Below are 22734 nucleotides of genomic sequence, written 5' to 3' on the forward strand. Positions count from 1 at the left end.
GGGGGGGGGGGCCGCGCCCGCCGCCCCCCGCGGCGCGCATCAAGCCGCAGGCCGAGCCGCCCGCGCGCCGGCGCTGGTCCTGGCCCGAATGGGGCGCACTGGCCGCGACCCTGGTGCTCGGCATCCTGGTCGGCAAGGCCGGCCCGGGGGGCGGCGAGCCCGCCATCGCCGGCAACGGCGGCCAACTGGTGGCCCAGGGCGAACTGGCCGATGCGCTCGACCGGCAAGTTGGCGGCGCCAAAGGCGGCGCCGCCCGGGTCGGCGTCAGCTTCGCCTCCCGCGACGGCAACTATTGCCGCGGCTTCGTCTACGGCGCCTCGGCCGGCCTGGCTTGCCGCGAAGGCCAGGAGTGGCGCATTCCGGTGCTGTCCGAGACCTCGCCCCAGCTGGCAGGCAGCTACCGCCAGGCCGGCAGCGCCCTGCCCCCGGCCGTGCTGGACGCCATCGACGCCCGCATCGAAGGCGCGCCGCTGGATGCCGCCGGCGAGGAAGCCGCCCGCCAGCGTGGCTGGCGCAACACAGCGCCTGCCCGCTAAAGTTGCTTGCACGACAAATATCTAACAAGAAAAACTTTATCCCGTTACAATGATTGCTGATGGGCATGGTCCGGCGACGCGGCCGGAGCATGCCGTTTTCCTGTTTTCGGCAAGACTTACGGCGGATGAAGACTCGTACCTACCTGTTCCTGATGGCGGCGGCCATCCTGATCCCAGTGGCGCTCGCCTTCTGGATCGGGCTGTCCATGCTGCTCGACTGGGAACGCGAGTCGCGCATCAGCAGCGTCAAGGAGATGGCGCGCGCCACCGCCTTCCAGATCGACCGCGAGATCGCCGCCGCCGAATCCTCGCTGCGCGGCATTGCCCATTCCGAGAGCCTGCGCAGCAGCGACTACGCGCGCCTGCACCGCTGGGCCAGCTCGATCAACGAAGGCAACCTGTGGTCCTGGACCGTGCTGGCCGACCAGGAAGGCCGCGGCCTGTTCAATACCCTGGTGCCCTTCGGCACCCCGCTTCCCTCCACCACCGGCGCCTGGGCGGCCGAGGTCACGCCCGAGCGCGGCACGCGCGTGTCCGGCTACTTCGTCGGCACCATGGCCCAGCGGCCGACGGTGTCGGTCGACGTTCCGGCCGTGGTCGGCCCCGGCAAGCACTACATCGTCAGCCGGGTCTTCGACGTGCGCCATTTCGCGCGCATCCTCAACCACGACGCGCTCGGCCGCGACTGGGTGGTCGGCATCTTCGACGCCGCCGGCACCACCCTGGTGCGCAACCGCCACGCCGGCAGCACGGTGGGCAAACCCATGCGCCCGGATTTCCTGGCCGCTACCCGCGCCACCAGCAGCGGCGTGTTCCGCCACACCACCCATGACGGCGCCGAAGTCTATGGCGTGTTCACCCGTTCCCAGACCAGCAACTGGACGGTCGTGATCGGCGTGCCGGTGGCGGAAATCGAGGCCGCGGCGCGCACCGCCACCCTGTACGCGGCGCTGGCCCTGATGCTCCTGATGGGCCTGGCGCTCGCGGTGGCGGCCTTCCTCGGCAACAAGCTGGAAGCGGCGCTGCGCCACGCGGCCGCCGCGGCGCGCTCGCTGGGCCAGCGCGCCCTGCCGCGCCCGGCCCCGACCCGGGTCGAGGAAGTCGACGCCCTGCTCTCCGGCCTGCATCACACCAGCGAGGCCCTGGCCCGCGAAAGCTCCGTGCGCCAGGCCCTGCAGAACGAACGCGAACAGCTGCTGCTGAGCGAGCAGCACGCCCGCAAGCTGGCCGAAGGCCAGAGCCGCGCGAAAGACAATTTCCTGGCCATGCTGGGCCACGAGCTGCGTAATCCGCTGGCCGCCATCTCGGGCGCCATGGCGGTCCTCGACATGCCGGCCATCAAACCGGAAGTCGCCGCCAACGCGCGCGAGATCAGCCGGCGCCAGATGCGCCACCTGACCCGCATCGTCGACGACCTGCTCGACGTCCAGCGCATCCTGTCCGGCAAGATCGTGCTCCAGCACACGCGGGTCGACCTGGCCGACATCCTGCGCTCCTGCTGCGCGGCCAAGGCGCTGGTGGATGCCGGCAACCACCAGTGGAGCGTGGAAGTCGAGGAAGTATGGGTCGAGGGCGACCGCACCCGCCTGGAGCAGATCATCGACAACCTGCTGCACAACGCCATCAAGTACACCCCGGCGGGCGGGCGCATCGCCGTGCGCGGCTACCGCGTGGCGGGCCGCGCCGTGGTCGAGGTCAGCGACACCGGCGTGGGCATCGCGCCGGAGCTGCTGCCGGTGATCTTCGACGTGCTGGTGCAGGGCCCGACCAGCATCGACCGCGCCCAGGGCGGCCTGGGCCTGGGCCTGGCCCTGGTCAAGCAGCTCGCCTCGCTGCACGGCGGCACCGTGCACGTCCAGAGCGAAGGCCAGGGCCGCGGCAGCACCTTCACCGTGAGCTTTCCCGCCTGCCCGGCGCCGGAAGTGAGCGCGCCCGCCGCCGACGCCGGCGGCGAAGCGGCGGCCAGCGCCGCCTGATCGAGTCCGCCCTGTAAATCCGAAGGCGCGCCCATACCTGTTCAGGATCCGCCACCGTTGGAGCACCCATGCGAGTCTTCCTGCGCAGTCTCCTGCTTGCCGCCGTCCTGATCCTGGGCTATGCCCTGCTCGAACCCTGGCTCAGGCACGCGCTGTACGCGATCCGCCTGGCCGGGATGCCGGCTCCCACCTCGCTCGCCATGCCGGTCCAGGGCGTGCGGCCCAAGGGCCTGCGCGACACCTGGCATGCGGCGCGCGGCGAAGGCCGCCGGCACGAGGGCATCGACATCTTCGCCAGGCGCGGCACGCCGGTGCTGTCGGCCACCGAAGGCATCGTGCTGCGGGTCGGATCCAACCGGCTGGGCGGACTGGTGGTGTGGGTGCTGGGGCCGGCCGGGCAGCGTCATTACTACGCCCACCTGGACGGCTACGCGGATGTGCATGCGGGGATGCGGGTGGCGCCGGGGCGCGTGCTCGGCTACGTGGGCGACAGCGGCAACGCCAAGGGCACGCCGCCGCACTTGCACTACGGCGTGTATGAAGCGGGCGGCGCGCTCAACCCCTATCCCTTGCTGAGTACGACGCCCGGCGCGCCCTGATCACGGAATGTCGGCCGCCGGATCGGGCGCGCCCTGGATCTGGGCCGGCGGCGGCGCCGGCTCCGGGACCGGAGGCGCCTGTTCCTCGACGGCCTCCTGGATCTCTTCCTCGGTCGGTTGCGGGGCGGGCTCGGACTCTTCTTCCGGCACCATCACCTCGACCGGCGCATCGCCCGGCAGTTCTTCGAACTCTTCCTCGCCCTCGTCTTCGTAGCGCGGCGCGGCCGGCGCCGGCGCGCCCGGGAAGGCGGCCTTCGGGTCGATCTTGCCGCTGTCGAGCGCGGCGCGGAAGAAATCGCCCACCAGCAGCGCCGCATTGTGGCCGCCCTGGCCCCAGTAGGTACTGCGGATGGTCACCCGGTTGTCGTTGAAGCCGACCCAGGCGCCCGCCACCAGGTTCGGGTGCATCAGGATGAACCAGCCGTCGGTGTTGTTCTGGGTGGTGCCGGTCTTGCCCGCCACGTCGCCGGCGATGCCGAAGCGGTAGCGCACCCCGCCGCCGGTGCCGCGCGTGACCACGCCGCGCAGCATGTCGATCAGGGTCACGGCCGACTCCTGCGACATCGCGCGTTCCGGCACGGCGGCGCCGAAATCGGCCACCACCCTGCCGTCGCGGTCCAGGATGCGGCGCACCAGGACCGGCTTGCGGTACTCGCCTTCGGCCGCGATGGTGGCGTAGGAGCTCACCATCTCGAGCAGGGTCACGGGGCTGGTGCCCAGCGCGAGCGAGGGCACGGCCGACAGCTTGCTCTGGCGGATGCCCATGCCCTGGGCCAGGCGCACGATCGGCGGCAGCCCGACTTCCTGCATCACCTGGGCGGTGATCGTGTTCTTGGAGTAGACCAGGCCGTCGCGCATGGTCATGCTGCGGCCGGTGTTGCCCGACATGTCGGTCGGACGCCAGACGCTGCCGTCGGCGGCGCGGATGTCCTGCACCACGTCGCGGTAGGTCTGGTCGGGCGGAATGCCGCGCTCCAGGGCCGCCGCGTAGACGAAGGGCTTGAAGGTGGAGCCGGGCTGGCGCAGGGCCTGGGCGACGTGGTCGAACTGGTCGCGCTCGAAGTCGCGGCTGCCGACCCAGGCCCGCACTTCGCCATTGGTCGGGTCGATCGCCACGAAGCCCGCTTCCAGGCGCGACTTGGCCGTCTTGAGCGCGTTCATGAACTGGCGGTCGCCCTTCAGGCGCTTGAGGGCCGCGGCCGGGGCCTCGCCCTCCTCGACCGCGCGGCGGTACTCGGCGCTCTCGCGCACGAAGGCGTCCAGGGTGCGCGCGCGCGAACTCCAGTAATAGGCGAAGGGATTCACGTCGCCGCGCATCGACTGGTACATGCCGGTCGAGGTCGAGCGCACCAGGCTGGGCTGGGACCACTCGACGTCGGCGATCGCCTGCAGCGCATTCGACTGGCGCTCCACCGCGCGCTGGGCCGCCTCCTGCAGGGCCAGGTCGAGGGTGGTTTCGACCACCAGGCCGTCGAGCTGGAGGTTATAGTCGTTCTCGTCGGCCCATTCGAGCAGCCACTTGCGCACGGCGGCGGTGAAGTGGCTGTCGCGGCCGCTGCGGTCCGGCAGGCGCGCGAAGCGCACCCGCAGCGGGCGCTTGGACAGCTGGCGGTAGCGCTGCTCGGTGAAGGCGCCGTGCTTGCGCATCTGGTTCAGCACCACGTTGCGGCGCTGGAGCGAGCGTTCGGGATTGGTGACCGGATTGTAGTAATGCGTCCCCTTGAGCATGCCGACCAGGGTCGCCGCTTCCAGCACGTCCAGGCGCGCGGCCGGCTTGTTGAAATAGGTGCGCGCCGCCATTTCGATGCCGTAGGCGTTGTACAGGAAGGGCACCGTGTTCAGGTAGGCCTCGAGGATCTCGGTCTTGCTGTAGGTGTTCTCGATCTTGATCGCGGTGATCAGCTCCTTCATCTTGCGGTTGATGCTGCGCGCGCGCCCGATCTCCTCGGGGAACATGTTGCGCGCGAGCTGCTGCGTGATGGTGGAGCCGCCCTGCGGGTCGCCCTTGAGCGTCGCCCACATGGCGCCGGCGATGCGGGTGAAGTCGACGCCGTGGTGCTCGTAGAAGCGGTGGTCCTCGGTGGCGATCAGGGCCTTGATCACCTCGGGCGAGATCTGCGACAGCTTGACCCGCTCCTGCAGGCCCTGCTCGAAGGTGCCGAGTTCCTTGCCGTCGGCCGACAGGATGCGGGTCGGGCGCGCGGTGCGCGCCTGGTTCAGGTCCTCGATGCCGGGCGTGAGCGGAATCAGGATCAGCAGGTAGACGAAGAAGATGGACAGGAGCGCGGCCGCTGACCACAGGCCGACCAGGGCCGCCTGCTCCCACAGGGGTCGGTCGCGCAGGCGCTCCCTGGCCCGCGTCACCCCGGCCTGGGCATGCCGGGCGGCGCCCGCCACCAGGCGCTTGCCATGGCGTGTTACTCGCTTGCTTGTCGTGTCGTCCTGGTTCACTGATTGTCCCGCCAATTACTGATCCGCGCGCAATGATGCGCAATGGATCAAGTATAGCCGACCGCGACTGCGCCGACGGTGCGCCAGCGCTCTCTCGGGGGCTCAGGCGTCCACCGGCGCCGGCTGGACCCGTCCGGCGCGCAGCAGGGGCTCGACTTCCTGCACGGGCTGGGGCTGGCAATAGACATAGCCCTGCACCTCGTCGCAGCCGCAGTTGCGCAGGTAGTCGAGCTGCTCCAGGGTCTCGACTCCTTCGGCGATCACGTTCATGCGCAGCCCGTGGGCCAGCGAGACGATGGCGACCACCATCGCCGCGCTGTCGGCGCTGGAGACGATATCCTGCACGAAGGAGCGGTCGATCTTGAGCACGTCCACCGGCAGGCGCTTCAGGTAGGACAGGCTCGAATAGCCGGTGCCGAAATCGTCGATCGAGAGCTTGACCCCCATGCGCTTCAGGCAGCGCATGGTCTCGATGGCCGCCTCGACGTCGCTCATCATCATGCTCTCGGTCAGCTCGATCTCGAGCGAGTCGGGCGGCAGGCCGGATTCCTCGAGCGCGCGCGCCACGGTCTCCACCAGGTCCGGTTCGGCGAACTGGCGCGCCGACAGGTTCACCGCCACCCGCAGCGGACCCAGGCCCGCGCGCCGCCAGCGCTGGTTCTGGCGGCAGGCGGTGCGCAGCACCCAGGCCCCGATCGGGACGATCAGCCCGGTCTCCTCGGCCAGGGCGATGAAGCGGTCTGGGCGCACGGTCCCCAGTTGCGGGTGGCGCCAGCGGATCAGGGCCTCGGTGCCCACCACGAAGCCGCTCGCCAGGTCCACCTGCGGCTGGAAGTGCAGCTCGAACTGGTCGTCCTGGATGGCCGCGCGCAGCGCGCCCTCCAGCACCAAGCGATCGATCGCGCGCGCGTTCATGTGCGGCTCGTAGAACTGCACTGCGTTGCGGCCGGTCTCCTTGGCCCGGTACATCGCGATCTCGGCATGCTTGACCAGGGTCTCGGCATCCTCGCCATCGGCCGGATAGCCCGCCACGCCGGCGGTGCAGCCCAGCACCAGGGCCTGGCCGTCCAGTTCGAGCGGTTCGGAGACCGCCTCGCGCACCAGCTGCAGGCGCGCCGCGGCCTGGCGCTCGTCCGCGCAGCCGCACAGGACCAGCATGAAGTCGTCGCCGCCGACCCGGGCCGCGGTGTCGGCCGGCCGCACCGCCGCCTGGATGCGCGCCGCGACCGCGCGCAGCGCCTCGTCGCCGGTCCTGCGGCCCAGGGTGTCGTTGATCAGCTTGAAGTGGTCGATGTCGAGCGCCACCGCCCACACCGGCTTGCCGCCCGAGGTGCCGATGGCGCGCTCGATGCGGTCGGCCAGCAGCGCGCGGTTGGCCAGGCCGGTCAGGGTGTCGTACTGGGCGTGGTGCTCCAGCTCCGCTTCGTAGCGCTTGGCCTTGGTCACGTCGTACACGGTGATCACGAAGTGCTCGGTGACGCCGCCGGGCCGGCGCACCGGGGCGATGTAGACATCGCCGAACAGCTCGGTGCCGTCGCGGGTCTGCTGGCGCACCAGGGCATGGCCTTCGCGCCGCTCGCGCAGCGCCTGGCGCAGCTCCTCCAGGGCCGGCTGGTCTGCGGCATCACCCGCCAGCATGGCCAGCGGGCGGCCGGCCAGCTCCTCGGCCGCATAGCCGTAGACGCGGGTGGTCGCCGGATTGGCGTACTCGATGGGGAAACCCGGCCGCAGCGCGCTGGCCAGCAGGATGGGATTGGCGCTCGCTTCGATGGCGCGCTGGTACAGGCGCAGCGAGCCGGTTGCGATCTCGAGCGCGGCGGTGCGCTGCTCGACCAGGGCCTCGGTGCGCCGGATGCGCGCGCTGCGCTGGTGCACCAGGCTGGCGACCGCCAGGCTCAGGACCATGCCGAACACCAGGGCGGCCAGCTCGGCCAGGCGGTGGACCAGCCCCGGAGGGCGCTGCTCGACTTCCAGTTCCCAGCGCGAGCCGGCGACGTCGAAGCCGCGCTTCAGGCGTAGTTGCGACTCCCCGGCCAGCACCTGCCACCAGGGCAGCGGACCGGGCGCTTGGCCGTGCCGGAACACCTGCAGCATGGCGCCGTCGGCGCCCGCCGCGCTCAGGCTCAGCGAAAAGTCGCGGTCGCCCAGCAGGTGCGCGGCGTCGAGGCTCCCGTCGACCAGCAGGGCGACGTCGATCACGACCACGGTCAGCCCGAGCGCGGCGGCGCGCCGCTCGGCCAGGCTTTCCAGGCGCGCGCCGGGCCGGTAGACCGGCATCGCGATCAGGATGCCGCGCCGCTCCCAGCCTCCCTGCACCAGGTCGAGCAAGGGACTGGCGATCGGCTCGCCGCTGTCGACCGCGCGCGCGCTGAATGCGCGCTGGGCCGGATTGGACAGCGCATCGTAGCCATACACCGCTTCGTTGCCGACGATCGGCGCCACGTAATCGTTGACCAGGTAGCGCGCGCGCGGGCCGGCGCGCTCCAGCCCGGCGGGCCCGCGTTCGCTGATGGCGAAGCCCGGCCACAGGCGGGCGCGCTCGGCCTCGAAGGCGGCGCGCTCCGCCGCGCTGACGAAGCGCTGGAACTCCAGCGCCTGGAGATAGCCGTGGCGCCGGATCAGCGGCTGGGCGAAAGCGTCGAACTGGGCGCGGCCCACATCACCCGACTGCGCGCCAGACTGCGCCCCTGACTGCTGCCCCGAGACTTGGAAGAACAGATTGGTGGCGCGCAAGGCATCCGTCGCCTCGTCAAAGGCGCGTGTGACGGCGGCGGCGCGCACCGCCGCGCGCTGGGCAAACTCGGCCTGCGTCCGCTCGGTCTCGGCCTGCCGCAGGCCGGCGCACAGGACCACGGTCAAGGCGAGGCCGAGGAAGAACGTGGCCACCGCCGCGCGCGAGAGCGCGCCCATCCGCAGGGAAGTGGGGTTCAAAGGCGTGCTTCGCATTGCCCGATGCTAGCAAAGAAGCGGAGGGGCTGGCGGGACGTTACGCCGCAGCAAGGGCGCCACACCCGGCAAACGGGCGTGCACCGGCACGCCCGCGTCAACCCCGTGGAAGGCCGCATCGGGTATCATCGCGGCATGCGACCAGAAACCCCTTCCCTTCCTCCCGAAACCCCGCCCCAGCGGGTATTGCGCCAGTTCCGCATCGTGTTCAATGCGGTCAAGACCCACTTCCGCCAGGTCGAACGCGACACCGGCGTCGGCGGAGCCCAACTGTGGGCCCTGTCGGTCATCGAACGCCAGCCCGGCATCGGCGCCACCAGCCTCGCGCGCGAGCTCGACATCCATCAGTCCACCGCCAGCAACCTGGTGCGCAGCCTGGTCGAGCGCGGCTTCGTGGCCGCCAGCCGCGAAAGCGCCGACCGCCGCAACGTGGCGCTGCGGGTGCTGCCGGCCGGCGCCGAGATCCTGGCGCGCGCGCCCATGCCCTTCGCCGGCGTCCTGCCGGATGCGCTGGCAAGCCTCGACGAAACCACCCTGCTGCGCATGGAACGCGACCTGGAGACCTTGATCGAACAGCTGGATACGGACGATACCGGCAAGATTCCGCTGGCTCAGCTGTAGAGCTGGCTGTCACTCAATCCTGGACGCGGCGTAGGAAAGACGCCGAAAAAACGCCCCCGGCAATGCGGGGGCGCAAAAGAAGCGGACGAATCCGCTCCGTAGCTGACCGGATGCCGGCTGTACAGGCCGGTATCACCCTGCTAGTCTGCCTGAAAAGTGAAGCTTAGGCAATCCCATTTGTGCGAATGCACTGCCGTGCGTTTCTGCTAATTCCCTGTCACCTGGCCCAGCTCGCAGCGCGACTTGCTGCCCTCGACCGTGCAGCGGTTGCGCTGCCGCCCATGGCGGTCCCACACCCCGACTTCCCAGCTCGCCGCGCCGCTGCGCTCCAGGGTCATGAAACCGAAGCCGTCGACCCAGGAACTGAAGTGCTCGACGACCGCGCCCGGCGCCGGCTCGGTCCCCGGCGGGATCGCCGCCGGCAGCGGCACGGTGTCCTCGGCGGTGCCGGAGAAGCCGCTGACCAGCTGGGTCGGATGGCGGCTGGCGAAGCTGAGCTGTTCCCACAGGTGCACATGCCCCGACAGCAGCATGGAGACCGACGCCGGCAGGTAGCCGGGGTCCATGTCGCCAAAGGCGTCCAGCAAGCCCTTGTCGCCGCCGAACAGGCTGACCTTCCCCGTCTTCGCATCCTGGCTGGCGCCGAAGGCGAACAGCGGATGGTGGTCGACGCCGATGTTGTAGGCGGCGCCCTGCGCCAGCCGGGCGATCTCGCGCCAGGTGTCGCGGTAGCGCGCGCGCCGCGGGTCGCTCTCGGGCAGGCCGCGCCAGCTGGTATTGGAGGTATCGAACACGATCAATTGGGCGCCGCCGCCAAGCGGCACCGCATAGGGTTCGGCGTGGTCGGCGCGCGCGTCGCCGGCAGGCAGGTCGCAGTCGCGCCCGGGCTTGAAGGGCCGCGGGTCGAGATAGCGCCACCAGCCCTGGCCCGCGCGGGCGCAGGACTCGTGGTTCCCGCGCGTCATGACCCAGGGCGCGGCGCGCAGCAGCGCGGCGCCGGGCGCGAAGAAGTCGGCGCGCCACGCGTCCCAGCCATAGCCCCAGGGGCTGCCGGCGCAGCCGGCGCGCCCTGGCGGACACGGATCTTCGCGGTAGTGGTAGTCGCCCACGTGGATCACCAGGTCCGGCTTCCAGGCCGCGGCCGCGGCGGCCACCTGGACGAAGGGATAGCTGTCCGGGTCGTTGCAATCCTGGAGACTGCTCTTCTTGAGGCGGCAGCCGGTGTCGCCGAGGACGACGATACGGCGCGGCGCCGGCACAGGCAGCGCGAGCGGCTGGCCGCGCACGCTGGCCGTACGCACGCTGGCCGGCAAGACCTGCTCGCAGGTCAGGACCGCGCTGCCCGGCGCCCCGGCCAGCACCGGATCCGCGCCCGGGCGGGGCGGAATCGCGCCATAAGGCACGCGCACCGCCATCGGCACAGCGCGTCCGTCCAGGCTGATCTCAGGGCAGCCGCGCTCGCGCGTGACCAGCCGCGCCCGCGCCTCGCCGTCCGGGCCCAGGACCACGAAGGCCGGCTCGTCCGCGGGCGCCGGCCCCCGGGCCAGGCTGCCGCAGCCCGCAGCCAGCGCGCAGGCCAGCAAGGCGGCCGCGCGGACAAAAAGATGAACATCCATGGAAGACTCCGGATCGTGGCGCGGCCTAGTCCTGGCGCAGGTGCAGCAGCGGATAGGGACGGCCGGCATCGTCGTGCGGCGAGCGCCCGCTGCGGCGAAAACCCATGCGCTCGTAGAAGCCGACCGCGAGAGCATTCTGTTCGTTGACGTCGACCGTCAGCGGTCCGGCCAGGCGCGCGGCGTGGTCGAGCAAGGCCCGGCCCAGGCCGCGCGCACGCCGCCCGGGATCGATGAACAACGCGTCCACGTGGGCGCCGGACAGGCCCATGAAACCCGCCGGCGCGTCATCCACATCGATGACCCAGACCCGCGTCTGCGGCAGGTAATGCTCGCGCACGAGTATGTCGATGTCGCGGAAGTCTTCCTCGCGCAGGAAGTCGTGGGTGGCGCGCACGCTGCGGCGCCAGATATCGGCCAGCCGGGCCGCTTCCTGTGGTTCGGACCAGCGGATGCGGATGCTGTCTGCTTCGGGTTCACTCATGTCGCCATTGTGCCTGATCCCCCGGGATACGGGAATGAGGCGTACGGCCGAGTATCTTGCCTTTCGCTATGATGGCGCACAAGGAGGAAGTCGATGGACAGCATACCGGCATGGCTGCAGGCGGGTTTCTGGGGGCTGCTGGCGGGCGGCGCCCTGCTGCTGGGCGCCGTGGCCGGCTACCGATTCGCCATACCGCAGCGCCTGAACGCCGCCATCATGGCCTTCGGCAGCGGGGTCCTGATCTCGGCGCTGTCCTTCGAATTGATGGACGAAGCCTATGACACCGACGGCCTGGGCTCGTGCGCGGTGGGCTTCCTGTCCGGCGCCGCCGTGTTCACCCTGGCCAACTGGCTGCTGGCGCGCCAGGGTGCGCGCCACCGCAAGCGCTCCGGCGGCCGCCAGCCGAGCGAAGCCCAGGACAGCGGCAGCGGGCTGGCAATCGCGATCGGCGCCCTGCTCGACGGGATTCCGGAGTCGATCGTGATCGGCCTGTCGATGTTGGGCGGGAACGGCGTGAGCCTGGTCGCGGTGGGAGCGATCTTCATGTCGAACATCCCGGAGGGCTTGTCGAGCGCCGCCGGCATGAAGCGCGCGGGCCGCTCGCCGCACTACATCTTCGGCATCTGGGGCGGCATCGCCCTGCTGTCGGGCATCGCGGCCCTGGCCGGATACAGCGTGTTCAGCGAGTCGCCGCCGGAAGTGGTGGCCGCCACCATGGCCGTGGCGGCGGGCGCGGTGCTGGCCATGCTGGTCGATACCATGATTCCCGAAGCCTTCGAAGAGACCCACGATTTCGCGGGACTCATCACCGTCCTGGGCTTCCTGGCAGCCTTCGCGCTCAGCAAGAGCGGTCTCTAGACAGCTTGGCCCGGCGCCTCAGGCCGGCAAAGGCCCGTTCAGCCTGCGGATGCGCTGCAGCAGCTTCGCGACCGAGTACTGCAGGAACAGGACGTATAGGACCAGACCGCCCCCATAGGACAGCAGGAAAGGCATCGACAGCTCGTGCAGCCGGCTGAGGATGTCGGTCACGACGAGCACCACGAACAGCGGCACCGCACTGGCCACCAGCACGCCGAGCCGCTGCTTGAACTTCCTTGCCTTCGAGGCGTTGTCGCTGAACAGTTCGGGCGCTTTTCCGCGCACGGCCTCGGTGCGCCAGTAATGCCAGCCAACCGTCCTGGCCGCAAGCGTCCACCCGGCGTCCTCCATGAGCTGCTGGAAGCCGGGATCCCGGCCGGCGTCGGGCGAATCGATGCGGTAGACGACGTCGGCCGGCTCTGCGCGGCGGAAGGACCAGAAGCAGAGCGGATGCACCGATTCCAGGTGCAGGCCCTGGCGCGCCATGGCGCGCAGCCAGGCCTCTTGCTGCTCGTCCTCATGGGCAAAGAAAAACTTGAACTTCGTCTCCGTTCCGTTCACGCCGCGTCTCCTTGATGGTTATGTGAAAGAGCAAACTGTCCGTTGCGCACCATGACGGAAAGCCGGCGCACCTGCTCGGCCAGCACCAGCCGGCCCTTGTCCGTCAATCCGTAGGTCTTGCGCCGCTCGACCTCGCTGAGCTTTTCGATCAGGCCCTGCTTCTCCAGGGCTGAGAAAGCGCCGTAGAGCGTACCGGGGCCGATGACCACGTTTCCTTCGCTCATCGCCTCGACTTTCTGCATCAGCGCATAGCCGTGCAAGGGCTCGTCCAAGGCGGCCAGCACGTAGTACGTGGCTTCCGACAACGGCAGGTATTTGGCGTAGTTGAGGTCCACTCGGGCTCCTGTTCTTATATCGTGTCTCAGTATATCGTCAACCGACATAGCGAGTCTCGATATAGTAGCAGGGAATGATCCTGTGTCAACAACTTATGAAGGCTTATTGTGCCGGATGGGAGCGCAGGTAGGCGAGCAGGTTCGCGACCTGGCGCTCGTCGCTCAGGCCCCAGAAGCGCATCGCATTGCCCGGCACGACCTGCTCGGGATCGCGGACGAAGGCGGCGAGTTTCGCTTCGTCCCAGGTGAAACCCGCCTGCTTCAGGGCGGGCGAATAGGCGTAGCCGGGCAAGCCGCCGGCGCGGCGGCCGATGATGCCGTTGAGCTCGGGGCCGAACAGGTTGCGGGCGCCCGGTCCCACCTGGTGGCAGTTGGCGCAGCGGGCGAACACCTTGCGGCCTGCCTCGACCTGGTCCACGGGCTGCTCGCGGCCGCACGCCGCCAGCACCAGGGCCAGCGCGGCCGCAGCGGCGCGCGTCGCCGCACCGATCATTTGACCCGCTGCTTCTCGAGCTTGCGCGCCAGGGTGCGCCGGTGCATGCCGAGGCGGCGCGCGGCTTCCGAGATGTTGAAATCGGTCTCGGCCAGCACGGCGTGGATCTTTTCCCACTCCAGGGTCTTGATCGAGGTGGAGCGGTTGGTGACTTCGATGTCGGTGCTGCCGGCCACGTGGCCGAAGGCGGCCTCGATGTCGTCGGCGTCCGAAGGCTTGGCCAGGTACTGGACCGCGCCCAGCTTGATCGCTTCCACCGCCGTGGCGATGCTGGCGAAACCGGTGAGCACCACGATCAGCATGTCCGGCTCGTGCTCGTGCAGCAGCTGCACGCAGGACAGGCCGGAGGTATTGCCCTTGAGCTTGAGGTCGACCACGGCGTAGCCCGGGGTATGTTCCTGCAGCACGGCCGCCGCTTCCTCGTAGCCGCTTGCCACCAGCACCCGGTACCCGCGCCGCTCGAAGGAGCGGCTCAGCGTACGGGCGAAGGCTTCGTCGTCTTCGATGATGAGCAACAAGGGCTCAGGATTGGACATTGTTCTTTTCCTCTTCCAGTTCGATTGCCGACAGCGGCAGGCACAGGACCACCTCCGCCCCGCCCTCCGGCCGGTTGCGCGCGGTGACGGTGCCGCCCAGCTTGCGCACCACGTTCACCGCGAGGAACAGGCCCAGCCCGCCGCCGGGCTTGCCCTTGGTCGACTGGTAGGGCTTGCCCAGCTGGGCCAGCATGCCGGGCGCGAAGCCGGGGCCGCGGTCGACCACGGACAGGGTCAGGTTGCCGTCCTCGATGCGGGCGTCCATCCCGACCCAGTCGGGCGAGGCTTCGAGGGCGTTGTCGAGCAGGTTGTCGATGGTCTGCTTGAGCGCCGAGTCGGACGCCACCGGCAGGTCCTCGCGGATGCGGTTATTGTATGCGAAGGCCCGCACGGGACGGCTTTCCTGCCATTGGGCCACCAGGCCGTCGAGGAAGCCGCGCATGGTGGTGCGCACCGCCGACTCGCCGCGCGCCTCGCCCGCCGACAGCAGGATGCCGCTGACGATGGACTTGCAGCGCTTGAGCTGGATCTGCATCTCGGTGATCTCTTCCAGCAGTTCCGGGTTCTTCTTGAACTCGGGCATGCGCTTCCAGTCGCCCAGGATCACGGAGACGGTGGCCAGCGGCGTGCCCAGCTCGTGGGCCGCGCCCGAGGCCAGCAGGCCCATGCGCACGATGTGTTCTTCCTCGGCGGCGCGCTGGCGCAGACCGGCCAGCTGGGCCGCCTTCTCGCGCAGGTTGTCGGAGATGCGCGAGATGAACATCACCAGCAGCGCCGCATTCAGCGCGAAGCACACCAGCAGGCCTTGCACATAGATGCTGGCGATGCCGCGCGCATGGTCGAAAGGCAGCGCGAGGGGCTCGGCGTACATGGCCAGGCCGGCCATGCACAGGATGGTGATGACCACGATCGACCAGGTCCAGGCCACTTCCAGCAGCACCGCCGAGATGATCACCTGCAGCAGGTAGAGGAAGGCGAAGGGATTGGTGGTGCCGCCCGAGAGGTACAGCAGCACCGTGAGGCTGGCCACGTCGACCAGCAGGGCCATGAACATCTCGCCGTTCGACACCGGCCGGTGCTCGTGCCAGCGCAAATGGCTGGCGATGTTGAAGGCGATCAGGCAGGCCAGCACCTGCAGCATGTGCACCAGCGGCAGCTCGATGCGGAAAATCAGGATCGCGGCGGCGATGGTCGTGATCTGGCCGATGACGGCGATCCAGCGCAGCTCGATCAGCTGCAGCATGTTTTTATGGCCGGCGGCGAACTCCACGTTCGCGGCGGCCGCCGAGGGCGAGCTCTTGCCCGCCTTGGCGAAGAAATCCAGCGGTGATTGCATCAAGCCTGGTCCCGTTCGATCAGTCGTCGGTGGTGGTTGAACCGTAACGGCCGGCCCACCACAAGGCGCCGGCCACCATCAGGGCCAGAGCATACCAAGTGAGCGCATAAACGAGGTGGTTATTTTGGAAGGAAATGACGGTCAGGCCGCCGACGGCGCGCTCGGGGGCGCCTTTCGGGTCCTGGTCCTTGGCGGCGTCGACGAAGTACGGGGCGACGTTCGCCAGGCGGCGCGCGGCGCCGATGGCCGCCACATCGCGCGAGTACCAGCGGTTGCCCGCCGGGTCGTTATCGCGCAGGAAGCCGCCGCCCGGCTCATTGATGCGCAGCAGCCCGGTGACATTCACGGTCTGGCCCGGCGCGGCGCAGGGATTCGGGCCGGCGCGGCGCGCAGGATAGCGCCCTGCCCGGTTCTCGGCTGCGGGAATGAAACCGCGGTTGATGAAGACAAGTTGGCCCTCCGCCGTGCACATGGGCGTGAGCAGCCAGAACCCCGCGCCGAGGCTGGAGAGCGCCTGGACCGGAGTGGTGAATTCGTAGAGGTAGTGCCCGGACAGCTGGACGCGCCGGTATTCGTGGGAGTCTTTGGTGACCTGCGCCCACTGCGCCGCCGGGGGCGCCGCAACGGGGGCAGCGTGCACGCGCGCATTCACCCGTGCGATCAGGCCCAGTTTCCATTGCAGGCGCAGCACCTGCCAGGTCCCCAGGCCTGCGAACAGCACGATCAGGAGCACGGCCAGCACCGCCAGCACACGCCGCGCGAACGCGGAGCGTGGCTGTGGGTGGGATGCCGCCTGATCGTGCCCGACCTGCATTACGGCATGTCGTGGGTGCCGTGGAGGGTGTCGCTCGCGCCACCCATCGCCGGCATCATGTTGGCGTTCATGTGATGCATGACCCAGATCGAGCCGGCCAGCACGATGACCAGCAGGACGACGGTCAGGATCAGCGCCATCAGGTTCCAGCCGCCTTCCGACTTGGCGTTCATGTGCAGGAAGTAGATCATCTGCACGACCAGCTGCACGGCGGCGAAGCCGAGGATCACGTACTTGGTCGTATCCGGCGGCAGGACGTTGCCCATCACCAGCCAGAACGGGATCGCGGTCAGGATCAGCGACAGCACGAAGCCGATCGCGTAGTCCTTGGCGCTGTAGTGCGTCACGTAGACGTCATGATGGCCATGATCGCCGTGGCCATGATCGTGGTGGTGGTCGCTCATGGCAGCACTCCCATCAGGTAGACAAAGGTAAACACGAAGATCCAGACGACGTCCAGGAAGTGCCAGAACAGCGACAGGCACTGCAGGCGGCGGAAGTTCTCGGTGGTCAGGCCGTGCTTCGTGATCTGGACGATCAGGGTCACCAGCCACACCGCGCCGAACAGCACGTGCAGGCCGTGGGTGCCGACCAGCGAGAAGAACGCGGTCAGGAAGCCGCTGCGCTGCGGACCTGCGCCTTCGTGGATCAGGTGGTAGAACTCGTACAGTTCCAGCGACAGGAAGGCCGCGCCCAGCAGGCCGGTGACGGCCATCCAGCCGATGGTCGCGCCGGCTTTCTTGGCCTGGGCCGAGATCATCGCGAAACCGAAGGTGATCGACGACAGCAGCAGGAAGCCGGTGTTAATGGCGATCAGCGACAGGTCGAACAGCTCGGCGCCGGTCGGACCGCCGGCGTAGTTACGGCCCAGCACCGCATAGGTGGCGAACAGGGACGCGAAGATGAGGCAGTCGCTCATCAGGTAAATCCAGAAGCCGAGCAAGGTGCCCTGTTCCGGATGGTGCTCGCGCACCAGGTAGCGCGCGGTCACCTCGTCGGCGCTCAGGGCGCCGGTCATGGTTTTAATTTCAGACATGGCTTTCCAACAAACGGGTGTGCGCTTCCTCGGTACGGGTCACTTCTTCCGCCGGGATGTAGTAGTCGCGCTTGTAGTTAAACGTGTGGATGATGATCGCGGCCATCATGACGAGGAAGGACGCGCCCACCAGCAGCCACATGTGCCAGATGATGCCGAAGCCCACCACCATCGACAGCGCCGAGATGCCGAAGCCGGCCCAGGTGTTCTTGGGCATGTGGATCGCCACGAAGTCCTTCAGCGGACGCTGGTAGCCGTTCTTCTTCATGTCGGCGAAGGTGTCGTTGTCATGCACCACCGGGGTGAAGGCGAAGTTGTAGTCCGGCGGCGGCGACGAGGTCGCCCACTCCAGCGTACGGCCATCCCACGGGTCGCCGGTCACGTCGCGCAGCGACTTGCGGTCCTTCCAGGTGAAGAAGATCTGCAGCAGCAGCGCGCCGATACCGCCGGCGATCATCAGGGTGCCGAACAGCGAGACCTGGAACAGCCACTGCACCGAGGTGTCCTCGAAGTGGCTCACGCGGCGGGTGTAGCCCATGAAGCCCAGGATGTACGGCGGGGTGAAGGCGACCCAGAAGCCGATCGACCACAGCCAGAACGAGACCTTGCCCCAGAACTGGTTCAGCTTCACGCCGAACATCTTCGGCGCCCAGTAGTTGAAGCCGGCGAACAGGCCGAACACCACGCCGCCGATGATGACGTTGTGGAAGTGCGCGATCAGGAACAGCGAGTTGTGCAGCACGAAGTCGGCCGCCGGGATCGCCAGCATCACGCCGGTCATGCCGCCGATGACGAAGGTCAGCATGAAGGACACGGTCCACATCATCGGCAGTTCGAAGCGGATACGGCCGCGGTACATCGTGAACAGCCAGTTGAAGATCTTCGCGCCCGTCGGGATCGAGATGATCATCGTGGTGATGCCGAAGAACGAATTGACGCTCGCGCCGCTGCCCATGGTGAAGAAGTGGTGCAGCCACACCAGGTAGGACAGCACCATGATGACGCAGGTCGCATACACCATCGAGGTGTAGCCGAACAGGCGCTTGCCGCAGAAGGTCGAGACGACTTCCGAGAAGATGCCGAAGGCCGGCAGGATCAGGATGTACACCTCCGGGTGGCCCCAGATCCAGATCAGGTTCACGTACATCATGGCGTTGCCGCCGCGATCGTTGGTGAAGAAGGCGGTGTCGAACAGGCGGTCCATGCCCAGCATGGCCAGCACGGCGGTCAGGATCGGGAAGGTGATCACGATCAGGATGTTGGTGCACAGCGAGGTCCAGACGAAGACAGGCATCTTCATCAGGCCCATGCCCGGTGCGCGCATCTTGACGATGGTGACGATCAGGTTGACGCCGGACAGCAAGGTGCCGACACCCGCGATCTGCAGCGACCAGATGTAGTAGTCGACGCCGACGCCGGGGCTGGCGAGGATGCCCGACAGCGGCGGATAGGCCAGCCAGCCGGTACGTGCGAATTCACCCACGAACAGCGAAGCCATCACGAGGACGGCGCCCATGGTGGTCATCCAGAACGAGAAGTTGTTCAGGAACGGGAAGGCCACGTCGCGCGCGCCGATCTGCAGCGGCACTACGTAGTTCATCAGGCCCGTCACCAGCGGCATCGCCACGAAGAAGATCATGATCACGCCGTGGGCGGTGAAGATCTGGTCGTAGTGGTCCGGCGGCAGGAAGCCGTGGTTGGAGCCGAAGGCGAACGCCTGCTGGGCGCGCATCATCAACGCGTCGGCAAAGCCGCGCAGCAGCATCACCACGCCGAGGATCATGTACATGATGCCGATTTTCTTGTGGTCGATACTGGTGATCCAGTCGCGCCACAAGGTGCCCCACAGGCGGAAGTAGGAGATCAGGCCGAGCAGGGCCAGACCGCCCACGATGACGCCGGCGAAGGTAGCGATCAGGATCGGCTCATGGAAGGGAATCGCGTCCCAGCTGAGCCGACCGAAGATAAGCTTCGTCAAGTCGAGAGAGTCTTGCATGGTTACTTCTTCACAGGATTGTTAGGATTGCCGGCCGCCGGCGTCTCGCAGACTTCGGCGTTGGCCACCTGGGCCGCTGCGGCTTTCGGCAGCGCCTTGATCGCGGCGGCGACCTGGTTGCGCTTGTGGTCGTCGGCCATCTGCTGGTTCATGCAGACGCTGCCTTCGGCCACGCAACGGTTCAGGACGCGGTTGAACAGGGCCGGCTCCACCTGGCCGTAGTAGCGCACCGGCTCACGCACCGACGGCTTCTCCAGCGCCAGGTAGTCCGCGCGGTTCAGCACGCCCGGATTGGCCTTCATCTTCTGGACCCAGGCGTCGAATTCGCCCGCGCTCACGCCCTTGTAGCCGAACTTCATGTGCGAGAAACCTTCGCCGCTGAAGTTGGCCGACAGGCCCTGGTAGTCGCCCGGCTTGTTCAGCACCGCGTTCAGGGTGGTCTCCATGCCCGGCATCGCGTAGATCATGCCGGCCAGGGTCGGGATGTAGAAGGTGTTCATCACGGTCGACGAGGTGATCTTGAAGCGCACCGGCACGTCGACCGGGGTCACCAGCTCGTTGACCGACGCAATGCCCTGCTCCGGGTAGATGAACAGCCATTTCCAGTCCAGCGCCACGACCTGCACCTCGAGCGGCTTGGTCGAGGCCGGGATCGGACGGTGTTCGTCGATGCGGTCGAGCGGGCGGTAGGGATCCAGCTTGTGGGTCGAGACCCAGGTAATCAGGCCGAGGACGATGATGATCAGGAGCGGCGCGCCCCAGATCACGAGCTCGAGCTTGGTCGAGTGGTCCCAGTCCGGGGTGTACTTGGCGTTGGCGCCCTTGCGGTAGCGCCAGGCGAACAGGACCGTCAGGATCATCACCGGGACGATGATGATCAGCATCAGCACGACCGAGATGGTGATCAGGTCGGCCTGCTGTTTTGCAATATCGCCGGTGGGGTTCATCACCACCGTATTGCAGCCTGCGAGGGCGGCTAACGGGAGCAATGGCAGTCCGCGGCGGACAATTTTAGGAATCATGCTAGGTATCTAACGTTACATGGGAATAAGAACATGCTACTGTAATGCCAACGGTCGTCCGCGAACATTGGACGTTTTGTCCCACCCTTGCCAAAAAGTATCATTTTGACAAGGAAAGATTAAATGCCGGCGGCCGGGTACTTTAGGGAGACGAAGAATATGCAAAGCACGACGACGTACGGCGGCGCAGGTGCCGCCCCGATCACCCACCCTCATAGTGGGGCCCGCAACATCAACGCCCGGGATGGCGAAATCCACCCGGGAGAAATAGCCGTCGGCGTGGTCATCGGCCGTGCCTCGGAATATTTCGACTTCTTCGTCTACGCGATCGCTTCCGTCCTGGTCTTTCCCGCGGTCTTTTTCCCATGGGCCGACCGGCTTGAGGCGACACTCTACTCCTTTACCGTTTTTGCCTTCGCATTCCTGGCGCGCCCGCTGGGCACGGTGATCTTCATGGAGATCCAGAAGCGGTTCAGCCGCGAAATCAAGCTCACCATCGCGCTATTCCTGATGGGTACTTGCACCGTCGTGATTTCTTTCTTGCCAACCTATGGCCAGATCGGCATGACCTCGATCGTGATCCTGTCGCTGATGCGCATCGGCCAGGGCGTCGCCCAGGGCGGTTCCTGGGATGGCCTGCCCTCGCTGCTGGCGCTGAGCGCGCCGGAGAACAAGCGCGGCTGGTACGCGATGCTGGGCCAGCTGGCGGCGCCGATCGGCTTCCTGATCGCGGCCGGCCTGTTCTCCTACCTGCTGACCAACCTGTCCTCGGACGACTTCCTGGTCTGGGGCTGGCGCTATCCGTTCTTCTGCGCCTTCACCATCAACGTCGTGGCCCTGTTCGCCCGCCTGCGCCTGGTCTCGACCAGCGAGTATTCGCGCCTGCTGGACGCCCACGAACTCGATCCGGCCCCGGTCGGTGAACTGGTGAAGAGCCAGGGCAGCAACATCGCCATCGGCGCCCTCGCCGCACTGGCCAGCTATGCGCTGTTCCACCTGGTGACCGTGTTCCCGCTCTCCTGGATCCAGCTCTACGATACCCGTCCGATGGATGAGTTCCTGCAGATCCAGATGTGGGGCGCGGGCCTGGCGGCCGTGGCGATCCTGGCCTCGGGCTACATCGCCGACCGCGTCGGCCGCCGCACCACCCTGGGCACGCTGGCGGCGCTGATCGCCATCTTCTCGGCCTTCGTGCCGACCCTGATGGACGGCGGCGTGGCCGGCCAGAACACCTTCATCCTGGTGGGCTTCACCCTGCTGGGCCTGTCCTACGGCCAGGCTGCCGGCGCCGTGACCGCCAACTTCAAGCAGCAGTACCGCTATACCGGCGCGGCCCTGACCTCGGACCTGGCCTGGCTGGTCGGCGCGGCCTTCGCTCCGCTGGTCGCCCTGGGCCTGTCGGCGCACTTCGGCCTGGGCTATGTCAGCCTCTACCTGCTGTCGGGTGCGGTTGGCTCGCTGGCGGCGCTGAGCCTGAACCGGGCGCTGGAGATCCGCGACTAAGCGGAGGCTTCGCACCCGGACAAGGACGGCCCTGCGGGGCCGTCTTTTTTTGTCCTTACATCGTGACGATCCGCGCATTTTCCCCGGGCCAGCTTTGCTATCCTTAACAAATTGACAGCAAGGAAATGGATTTGTCCGTGAGAAAGTTCGCTGTGCCACTGTGGATGAAAGCGATGGCGGCCGGGGCCGTGATCGGCGCCGTCCTGGTCTGGCAGGTTGGCAGCGAGTTGATGCGCGCCCAGCAGGGTGCGGCGCCCTTCCCCGCCGCGCCCGGCACGACGGCCGTCACCATCAAGACCGATACCGACATGCCGGTCGCCGGCTGGTTCCTGGAAGGGCGCGGCAAGAGCGCCCTGCTGCTCCTGCACGGCATCCGTTCCGACCGGCGCCAGATGCTGGCGCGCGCCCGCTTCCTGAACCGGCAAGGCCATGCGGTGCTGCTGATCGACCTGCCGGGACATGGCGCCAGCCCCGCGCCCGCGATCACCTTCGGCCTGAGCGAATCCGAGGCGGTACGGTCCAGCCTGGAATGGCTGCGCCGGCGCCAGCCGGAAGCGCGCCTGGGCGTGATCGGCGTCTCGCTGGGCGCGGCCTCGCTGGTCCTGTGCCGCGGCTGCCCACGGCCCGACGCCGTGGTGCTCGAATCCATGTATCCGACCATCGAGGAAGCTGTCGAGAACCGCCTGCGCATGCGGCTCGGGGCGCTGGCCGCGCCGCTCTCCAGGCTGCTGCTGTGGCAGCTGCCGCTGCGCCTTGCCATCGAACCCGCGCAGTTGCGGCCCATCGACCGCCTGGGAGCGCTCGACATGCCGGTCCTGGTCGCCTCCGGTACCGAAGACCTGCATACCACGCTCGCCGAGACGCGCCGCATCCACGCGGCGCTCGGCGCCAGCGCGCAGCTGTGGGAAGTCGGCGGCGCCGCCCACCAGGACCTGTACGACTACGCCCCCGCCGCCTACGAGCTGCGCTTGACGAACTTCCTTGCCGGGAAACTCGGCGGCCCCGGCCCCTGAAATCC

At 68.0% G+C, this 22734-nt stretch carries 21 protein-coding genes; 7 read left to right on the forward strand and 14 right to left on the reverse strand.

The window, feature by feature from the left end; all coding sequences use genetic code 11:
• The 3 genes from J8847_RS10845 to J8847_RS10855 form a co-directional block, all read left to right on the forward strand.
• The coding region (locus J8847_RS10845; RefSeq protein ID WP_211524715.1) for a hypothetical protein at positions 1 to 536 on the forward strand (536 nt) is incomplete at its 5' end.
• 125 nt (positions 537 to 661) lie between these two features.
• Positions 662 to 2512: a sensor histidine kinase gene (locus J8847_RS10850; RefSeq protein WP_211524716.1), complete on the forward strand. Its 1851-nt coding sequence runs from the start codon at positions 662 to 664 to the stop codon at positions 2510 to 2512.
• A 68-nt stretch (positions 2513 to 2580) separates the two neighbouring features.
• On the forward strand, positions 2581 to 3111 hold the full coding sequence (locus tag J8847_RS10855; RefSeq protein WP_211524717.1) for a M23 family metallopeptidase: 531 nt from the start codon (positions 2581 to 2583) through the stop codon (positions 3109 to 3111).
• Here J8847_RS10855 and J8847_RS10860 read toward each other — a convergent pair whose 3' ends face one another.
• Positions 3112 to 5562, reverse strand: coding sequence for a transglycosylase domain-containing protein (locus J8847_RS10860; RefSeq protein WP_211524718.1), 2451 nt, complete (start codon positions 5560 to 5562; stop codon positions 3112 to 3114).
• Between the two features lie 102 nt (positions 5563 to 5664).
• Positions 5665 to 8493 (reverse strand): EAL domain-containing protein, encoded by a 2829-nt coding sequence (locus tag J8847_RS10865; protein ID WP_229512705.1) that lies wholly within the window; start codon positions 8491 to 8493, stop codon positions 5665 to 5667.
• A gap of 150 nt (positions 8494 to 8643) precedes the next feature.
• Between J8847_RS10865 and J8847_RS10870 the strand changes: the two genes are divergently transcribed.
• Positions 8644 to 9129 carry a MarR family winged helix-turn-helix transcriptional regulator gene (locus J8847_RS10870; protein ID WP_211524719.1) on the forward strand — a complete coding sequence of 162 codons (486 nt, stop codon included), beginning with the start codon at positions 8644 to 8646 and terminating at the stop codon, positions 9127 to 9129.
• 206 nt (positions 9130 to 9335) lie between these two features.
• Here the strand turns inward: J8847_RS10870 and J8847_RS10875 are convergent, their stop codons facing one another.
• Both J8847_RS10875 and J8847_RS10880 read right to left on the reverse strand, forming a co-directional pair.
• Positions 9336 to 10745 (reverse strand): metallophosphoesterase, encoded by a 1410-nt coding sequence (locus J8847_RS10875; protein WP_211524720.1) that lies wholly within the window; start codon positions 10743 to 10745, stop codon positions 9336 to 9338.
• A gap of 25 nt (positions 10746 to 10770) precedes the next feature.
• Entirely contained in the window at positions 10771 to 11226 is a 456-nt protein-coding gene (locus tag J8847_RS10880) for an acetyltransferase (RefSeq protein WP_211524721.1), read from the reverse strand.
• A 93-nt stretch (positions 11227 to 11319) separates the two neighbouring features.
• Here J8847_RS10880 and J8847_RS10885 point away from each other — a divergent pair, with 93 nt between their 5' ends.
• Positions 11320 to 12084, forward strand: coding sequence for a ZIP family metal transporter (locus tag J8847_RS10885; RefSeq protein WP_211524722.1), 765 nt, complete (start codon positions 11320 to 11322; stop codon positions 12082 to 12084).
• An 18-nt stretch (positions 12085 to 12102) separates the two neighbouring features.
• Here J8847_RS10885 and J8847_RS10890 read toward each other — a convergent pair whose 3' ends face one another.
• The 10 genes from J8847_RS10890 to cyoA form a co-directional block, all read right to left on the reverse strand.
• Positions 12103 to 12645: a DUF2812 domain-containing protein gene (locus J8847_RS10890; protein ID WP_211524723.1), complete on the reverse strand. Its 543-nt coding sequence runs from the start codon at positions 12643 to 12645 to the stop codon at positions 12103 to 12105.
• Complete coding sequence (locus J8847_RS10895; RefSeq protein WP_373888825.1) at positions 12642 to 12980, reverse strand: PadR family transcriptional regulator; 339 nt, start codon at positions 12978 to 12980, stop codon at positions 12642 to 12644. The genes J8847_RS10890 and J8847_RS10895 overlap by 4 nt, the downstream gene beginning before the upstream one ends.
• Positions 12981 to 13083: 103 nt before the next feature.
• Positions 13084 to 13473 carry a cytochrome c family protein gene (locus J8847_RS10900; protein WP_211524725.1) on the reverse strand — a complete coding sequence of 130 codons (390 nt, stop codon included), beginning with the start codon at positions 13471 to 13473 and terminating at the stop codon, positions 13084 to 13086.
• Positions 13470 to 14009 carry a response regulator transcription factor gene (locus tag J8847_RS10905; protein ID WP_211524726.1) on the reverse strand — a complete coding sequence of 180 codons (540 nt, stop codon included), beginning with the start codon at positions 14007 to 14009 and terminating at the stop codon, positions 13470 to 13472. Before J8847_RS10905 ends, J8847_RS10900 begins: the two co-directional genes overlap by 4 nt.
• Positions 13996 to 15345 (reverse strand): ATP-binding protein, encoded by a 1350-nt coding sequence (locus J8847_RS10910; protein ID WP_211524727.1) that lies wholly within the window; start codon positions 15343 to 15345, stop codon positions 13996 to 13998. The genes J8847_RS10905 and J8847_RS10910 overlap by 14 nt, the downstream gene beginning before the upstream one ends.
• Positions 15346 to 15364: 19 nt before the next feature.
• Positions 15365 to 16159 carry an SURF1 family protein gene (locus J8847_RS10915; RefSeq protein ID WP_211524728.1) on the reverse strand — a complete coding sequence of 265 codons (795 nt, stop codon included), beginning with the start codon at positions 16157 to 16159 and terminating at the stop codon, positions 15365 to 15367.
• Positions 16159 to 16563 carry a cytochrome o ubiquinol oxidase subunit IV gene (gene cyoD / locus J8847_RS10920; RefSeq protein WP_211524729.1) on the reverse strand — a complete coding sequence of 135 codons (405 nt, stop codon included), beginning with the start codon at positions 16561 to 16563 and terminating at the stop codon, positions 16159 to 16161. The genes J8847_RS10915 and cyoD overlap by 1 nt, the downstream gene beginning before the upstream one ends.
• A complete protein-coding gene (gene cyoC, locus J8847_RS10925; RefSeq protein WP_211524730.1) occupies positions 16560 to 17195 on the reverse strand; it encodes a cytochrome o ubiquinol oxidase subunit III in 636 nt (211 codons plus the stop codon). Before cyoC ends, cyoD begins: the two co-directional genes overlap by 4 nt.
• A complete protein-coding gene (gene cyoB, locus J8847_RS10930; RefSeq protein WP_211524731.1) occupies positions 17188 to 19191 on the reverse strand; it encodes a cytochrome o ubiquinol oxidase subunit I in 2004 nt (667 codons plus the stop codon). The genes cyoC and cyoB overlap by 8 nt, the downstream gene beginning before the upstream one ends.
• A 2-nt stretch (positions 19192 to 19193) precedes the next feature.
• Positions 19194 to 20213, reverse strand: a complete 1020-nt coding sequence (gene cyoA, locus J8847_RS10935) for a ubiquinol oxidase subunit II (protein ID WP_211524732.1) — start codon at positions 20211 to 20213, stop codon at positions 19194 to 19196.
• 159 nt (positions 20214 to 20372) lie between these two features.
• Here cyoA and J8847_RS10940 point away from each other — a divergent pair, with 159 nt between their 5' ends.
• The gene (locus J8847_RS10940) at positions 20373 to 21716 is read left to right on the forward strand and encodes an MFS transporter (RefSeq protein WP_211524733.1); all 1344 of its coding nucleotides are present in this window, start codon (positions 20373 to 20375) and stop codon (positions 21714 to 21716) included.
• Positions 21717 to 21853: 137 nt separating this feature from the next.
• Complete coding sequence (locus J8847_RS10945; RefSeq protein WP_211524734.1) at positions 21854 to 22729, forward strand: alpha/beta fold hydrolase; 876 nt, start codon at positions 21854 to 21856, stop codon at positions 22727 to 22729.
• Positions 22730 to 22734: the final 5 nt, after the last annotated feature.

It is taken from the genome of Massilia sp. AB1, from assembly GCF_018119385.1.
Classification (GTDB): Bacteria; Pseudomonadota; Gammaproteobacteria; order Burkholderiales; family Burkholderiaceae_D; genus Telluria.

Bases quoted from the DNA above. Each gene is read 5' to 3' on its own strand.
- J8847_RS10905 (WP_211524726.1), bottom strand. From the start codon at position 14,009: ATGTCCAATCCTGAGCCCTTGTTGCTCATCATCGAAGACGACGAAGCC.
- J8847_RS10900 (WP_211524725.1), bottom strand. From the start codon at position 13,473: ATGATCGGTGCGGCGACGCGCGCCGCTGCGGCCGCGCTGGCCCTGGTG.
- J8847_RS10850 (WP_211524716.1), top strand. From the start codon at position 662: ATGAAGACTCGTACCTACCTGTTCCTGATGGCGGCGGCCATCCTGATC.
- cyoA (WP_211524732.1), bottom strand. From the start codon at position 20,213: ATGATTCCTAAAATTGTCCGCCGCGGACTGCCATTGCTCCCGTTAGCC.
- cyoC (WP_211524730.1), bottom strand. From the start codon at position 17,195: ATGTCTGAAATTAAAACCATGACCGGCGCCCTGAGCGCCGACGAGGTG.
- J8847_RS10910 (WP_211524727.1), bottom strand. From the start codon at position 15,345: ATGCAATCACCGCTGGATTTCTTCGCCAAGGCGGGCAAGAGCTCGCCC.
- J8847_RS10940 (WP_211524733.1), top strand. From the start codon at position 20,373: ATGCAAAGCACGACGACGTACGGCGGCGCAGGTGCCGCCCCGATCACC.
- J8847_RS10870 (WP_211524719.1), top strand. From the start codon at position 8,644: ATGCGACCAGAAACCCCTTCCCTTCCTCCCGAAACCCCGCCCCAGCGG.
- J8847_RS10880 (WP_211524721.1), bottom strand. From the start codon at position 11,226: ATGAGTGAACCCGAAGCAGACAGCATCCGCATCCGCTGGTCCGAACCA.
- J8847_RS10875 (WP_211524720.1), bottom strand. From the start codon at position 10,745: ATGGATGTTCATCTTTTTGTCCGCGCGGCCGCCTTGCTGGCCTGCGCG.
- cyoD (WP_211524729.1), bottom strand. From the start codon at position 16,563: ATGAGCGACCACCACCACGATCATGGCCACGGCGATCATGGCCATCAT.
- cyoB (WP_211524731.1), bottom strand. From the start codon at position 19,191: ATGCAAGACTCTCTCGACTTGACGAAGCTTATCTTCGGTCGGCTCAGC.
- J8847_RS10885 (WP_211524722.1), top strand. From the start codon at position 11,320: ATGGACAGCATACCGGCATGGCTGCAGGCGGGTTTCTGGGGGCTGCTG.
- J8847_RS10855 (WP_211524717.1), top strand. From the start codon at position 2,581: ATGCGAGTCTTCCTGCGCAGTCTCCTGCTTGCCGCCGTCCTGATCCTG.
- J8847_RS10915 (WP_211524728.1), bottom strand. From the start codon at position 16,159: ATGCAGGTCGGGCACGATCAGGCGGCATCCCACCCACAGCCACGCTCC.